Below are 3736 nucleotides of genomic sequence, written 5' to 3' on the forward strand. Positions count from 1 at the left end.
GCGCGGCCGGAAGTATCGTTCCGTCGCCGCCACGTCGCTGATCCGGTCGAGACGGAACGTGCGCCAGTCGTTCCGTTCGACGTCCCAGGCCAGCAGATACCAGCGTTGCCGGGAGAGCACCTGCCGGTAGGGCTCGGCCTCGCGTCGGGTGCTCTCGCCCTGACGGTCCCGATAGCGGAACCGCACTGTGCGGCGTTGCTGGATGGCCTGCCCCAGCGCGGTGAGCAGCTCGAGGGGCACGGTCGCCGGCGACGGAACGGCCGGCGCTTCGGTGGCGTCCAGGACGGCGGTCAGCATCCGCCGCAACCGGGCCGGCAGCACTCGTTCAAGTTTGCGCAGCGCCCCGTCGGCGGCCACGTCGGCCGGCGCCGCCAGCGACATCCGGCTGGCGAGCCGCAACCCCAATCCGACGGCGACGGCCTCGTCGTCGCTGAGCAGCAACGGCGGCATCGCCGAGCCCGCGACCAACCGGTAGAAGCCACCGGGCCCGGTCTGGGTCTGCACCGGATAGCCCAGCTCACGCAGCCGTTCGACGTCTCGGCGCAGGGTACGGGGACTCGTCGTCAGCTTGCGTGCGAGCTCGGCGCCGTTGAACGCCTGGCCGCTCTGCAGCGCTGAGAGCAGGGCGAGCATCCGTCGGCTGGGATCACTCATGATTCCATCATCGCCAATGTTGTGGTCAGAATCTGACCACAACTGTATCTAGCCTCGAACTATGACCACTGCTCTGCCGACCCCGCGGCCGCACGCCCCCGACCACATCACCGTGGTGGGTGCCCGGGAGAACAACCTCAAGAACATCACCGTCGAGATCGCGAAGGCTGCCATCACCGTCGTCACCGGAGTCTCCGGCTCGGGCAAGTCGTCCCTGGTGTTCGACACGATCGCGGCCGAGTCCCAGCGTCAGCTGAACGAAACCTTCCCGGCGTTCGTCCGCAACCGGTTGCCACACCACCGGCAGCCTGACGTGGACGCGATGCACCACCTCCCGCCCGCGATCGTCGTCGATCAACGGCCCCTGGGACGCAATTCCCGGTCGACAGTGGGGACGGCGACTGAGGCGTACACCCTGCTGCGGCTGCTCTACTCACGGGCCGGCACCCCGTTCGTCGGCTACTCCCCCGCGTTCTCGTTCAACGACCCGAGCGGCATGTGCCCGCGGTGTGAAGGTCTCGGTATCGTCGACGACGTCGACCTCGACCGGCTGATCGACCACGACCGCTCACTCAACGACGGCGCGATCCGCTTCCCGACGTTCGAGCCCGGCATGGTCCGCTGGAAGCGCTACATCGACTGCGGCCTGTTCGACAATGACAAGCCACTGCGCGAGTACACACCCGACGAGTGGCATACGCTGATCTACGCCGAGGGCTTCAAACCGCCGAACCCCGCGCCCGGGTGGCCGCCCACATCCGACTACGAAGGCGTCCTGCCGCGGTTCCGGCGCAGCTACCTGACGGTGAACCGAGACAAGCTCCCTGCTCACATCGTCACGGCCATCGACGACGTCGTCACCCGGCGGCTCTGCCCGGACTGCGGGGGCGCACGGCTGAAGGCTGAGGCGCTCGCCGCCACCGTCGAGGGCCACACCATCGCCGACTGCGTGACCATGGAGGTCGGCCGGCTGGCAGATGTGGTCCGGACGATCGATGTCCCGGAGGTCAAGACCGTGATCGACGCCCTCGTCCAACGGCTCGACGCACTCATCGACGTGGGCCTCGGCTATCTCAGCCTCAACCGGGAGACGCCCAGCCTCTCCGGCGGCGAGGCCCAGCGGGTGAAACTCGTCCGCCACCTCGGATCCAGCCTGAGCGGCCTGCTCTACGTCCTGGACGAGCCGAGCATCGGCCTGCATCCGCACGACATCAGGCAGCTCAACCACCTGATCCGCAGGTTACGGGACAAGGGCAACACAGTGCTCGTCGTCGAGCACGACCCGGACGTCATCGAGATCGCGGACCAGGTGATCGACCTCGGTCCCGGTGCCGGATCCGACGGCGGGGAGGTCCTGTACCACGGTGACCTCGCAGGGCTGCGTACCTCGGACACGCTGACCGGCCACAGCCTGCGACACCGTCCTGTGCCGAAGACCCACACTCGAGCCAGCACCGGGACCATCGACATCGAGCACGCCACCCGGCACAACCTCAAGGACGTCACCGTATCCCTGCCACGGGGAGTGCTCACGGTGGTGACCGGCGTGGCCGGCTCGGGCAAGAGCACGCTGATCGCCGACGTGCTGCCCAGGGTCTGCCCGGACGTGGTCATCGTCGACCAGTCGGCGGTGCACGGGTCGCGACGGTCCACGCCCGCCAGCTACACGGGCGTCTTCGACCCGATCCGCCGGCTGTTCGCCCGCGCCAACGGTGTACGGCCGGGTCTGTTCAGCGCGAACTCCGAGGGCGGATGTCCCCGGTGCCGGGGACTCGGCGTGATCGAGACCGATCTCGCCTTCCTGGACACCGTCACCACGGTCTGCGAGGAGTGCGACGGCTCCAGATATCACCCGGACGTGCTGGCGCATACCCTCCGGGGCCGGACCATCGTGGACGTACTGAAGCTGACCGTCGCTGAGGCGATCGCGTTCTTCGATGAGATCGGAAGGGACGGCGCTCAGACGAACGGGGCAGGCACGGCCGGGATGATCGTGGAGCCACTACGCCGGCTGGCTGATGTCGGGCTCGACTATCTCACCCTGGACCAGCCGCTCACCACGCTTTCCGGAGGGGAACGCCAGCGGCTCAAGCTGGCCAGGCAGCTCGAAGCCACGGGCAAGGTCTACGTCTTCGACGAGCCGACGACGGGCCTGCACCGGACCGACACCGCACGGCTGGTTTCGATCCTCGACCGGCTGGTCGACGAGGGCGGCACGGTGATTGTCATCGAACACGACCTCGACGTCATCGCAGGCGCCGACTGGGTCATCGAGCTCGGCCCCGGGGCGGGTCACGACGGCGGACGGGTCGTCGCCGAGGGCACACCTCAACGGTTGATCGAGCACGCTACATCGCCGACCGCTGAACACCTGCGCGCCCATGCATGACCCGCGGTGATGGCTGGCGGACGACGCGCGCACGGGGGTGGGGAGACACTGGCTCCGTCCCAGAGACACCACCGATGTCAGTCGTCCAGGACCGCCATCGCGGCGGCGCGGCCCGGTATGCCGCTGACTCCCCCGCCGCGCCTGGCACCGGCTCCGCAGAGCAGGACGCGCGGATGCCGCGTCTCCACACCCCAACGGCCGATCTCGTCGTCGTGCTCCGCGAACGGCCACGAGAGGTCGCGGTGGAAGATGTGTCCACCGGGAAGTCCGACTTCGTCCTCAAGATCGACCGGCGTCCGAGCCTCGATGCACGGTTTGCCCTCGGCATCGGTGTACAGGCAGTCCTCGATCGGCTCCGCCAGCACGTCGTCCAGCGACCGGATCACCGATCGCAGCGCGACGTCGCGCGCCCGGCCGTTCCGGCCGCGGAACAGCCGGGCCGGCATGTGCAGCGCGAACAGGGTCAGCGTGTGGGCGCCTTCGGCCCGCAGCTGCGGGCTCAGGATGGAGTCGTCGGTCAGCGAGTGGCAGTAGACCTCGCACGGCGCGAGATCGGGCACCCAGCCGGCCTGGGCCTGCGCGTAGGCGGCGTGCAGCTGCGACATGCGCTCGTTCACGTGGAAGGTTCCGCTGAACGCCGTCGCCGGGTCCACGTCGCCGCGCAGCTTCGGCAGCCTGCGAAGCAGCATGTTG

General features: G+C 68.6%; 2 protein-coding genes and 1 pseudogene. 1 reads left to right on the forward strand and 2 read right to left on the reverse strand.

Features of this window, described 5'->3' with window-relative positions:
- Positions 1-654, reverse strand: a 654-nt coding sequence (locus ELR45_RS39685; RefSeq protein ID WP_205857562.1) for a helix-turn-helix transcriptional regulator, incomplete at its 3' end; no start/stop codon positions are given.
- A gap of 61 nt (positions 655-715) precedes the next feature.
- On the opposite strand from ELR45_RS39685, the gene ELR45_RS30175 reads away from it, so the two are divergent.
- On the forward strand, positions 716-3043 hold the full coding sequence (locus tag ELR45_RS30175; protein ID WP_129669601.1) for an ATP-binding cassette domain-containing protein: 2328 nt from the start codon (positions 716-718) through the stop codon (positions 3041-3043).
- 77 nt (positions 3044-3120) lie between these two features.
- On the opposite strand, the pseudogene ELR45_RS41705 reads toward ELR45_RS30175, so the two are convergent.
- Positions 3121-3736: pseudogene (locus tag ELR45_RS41705) on the reverse strand (FAD-dependent oxidoreductase); the annotation flags it as partial.

This window comes from Phytoactinopolyspora endophytica (assembly GCF_004138495.1).
In the GTDB taxonomy this organism is placed as follows: Bacteria; Actinomycetota; Actinomycetes; order Jiangellales; family Jiangellaceae; genus Phytoactinopolyspora; species Phytoactinopolyspora endophytica.